Consider the following 1,006-nt stretch of genomic DNA (forward strand, 5'->3'; position numbering starts at 1 on the left):
AGTGGAGGTCGACAGGCTGCTGACATTGCTGTTTGTCGAGCTCAGGCTCGTGGACAGGCTAGAGATCCCGCTGGTCGCCGTGCTCAGACCGCTCGAAGTCGACGTCGACAAGCTGCTCACGTTGCTGTTCGTGGTGCTCAGCCCGGTCGACAGGCTCTCGATGCCACTCGTCGCCGTGCTCAGACCCGACGACGTGGAGGTCGAAAGGCTATCGATTCGACTGTTGGTCGTGCTCAAACCACTGGACGTCGAAGTCGACAAGCTGCCCACGTTGCTGTTCGTGGTGCTCAAACCCGTCGACAGGCTGGCGATGCCACTGGTCGCGGTGCTCAGGCCCGACGATGTCGAAGTCGACAGGCTGCTCACATTGCTGTTGGTTGTGCTCAGGCTCGTGGACAAGCTGGCGATGCCGCTGGTCGCTGTGCTCAGACCGCTCGAGGTAGACGTCGACAAGCTATCGATGCTGCTCGTCGCCGTGCTAAGGCCCGACGACGTAGACGTCGAGAGGCTGTCAATACGACTATTGGTGGTGCTCAGACCCGAGGACGTCGAGGTCGACAGACTGCTGACGTTGCTGTTGGTCGTGCTCAGGCCCGTGGACAAGCTGGTGATGCCACTGGTCGCCGTGCTCAGACCGCTCGACGTAGACGTCGAGAGGCTGTCGATGCTGCTCGTGGCGGTGCTCAGGCCCGACGATGTCGAAGTCGACAGGCTGCTCACGTTGCTGTTGGTCGTGCTCAGGCCAGTAGACAGGCTCGAGATGCCGCTGGTTGCCGTACTCAAGCCCGACGACGTCGAGGTCGACAGGCTGCTGACGTTGCTGTTCGTGGTGCTCAGGCTCGTCGACAAGCTGGAGATGCCACTGGTCGCGGTGCTCAACCCACTCGACGTGGAAGTCGAGAGGCTTTCCAGGTTGCTGTTGGTGCTGCTCAGAGCCGTAGACAGGCTCGAGATGCCGCTGGTCGCCGTGCTCAGGCCGGACGACGTCGAGGTCGAGAGGCTGCTG

General features: G+C 61.9%; 1 protein-coding gene. It reads left to right on the plus strand.

Annotated features, from left to right (window positions below):
* Positions 1 to 1,006 (plus strand): hypothetical protein (locus VBO01S_RS33435; protein ID WP_062483089.1); only part of this gene is annotated, 1,006 nt, incomplete at both ends.

The sequence above is a fragment of the Variovorax boronicumulans NBRC 103145 genome (assembly GCF_001591345.1).
Lineage (GTDB): Bacteria > Pseudomonadota > Gammaproteobacteria > Burkholderiales > Burkholderiaceae_C > Variovorax > Variovorax boronicumulans.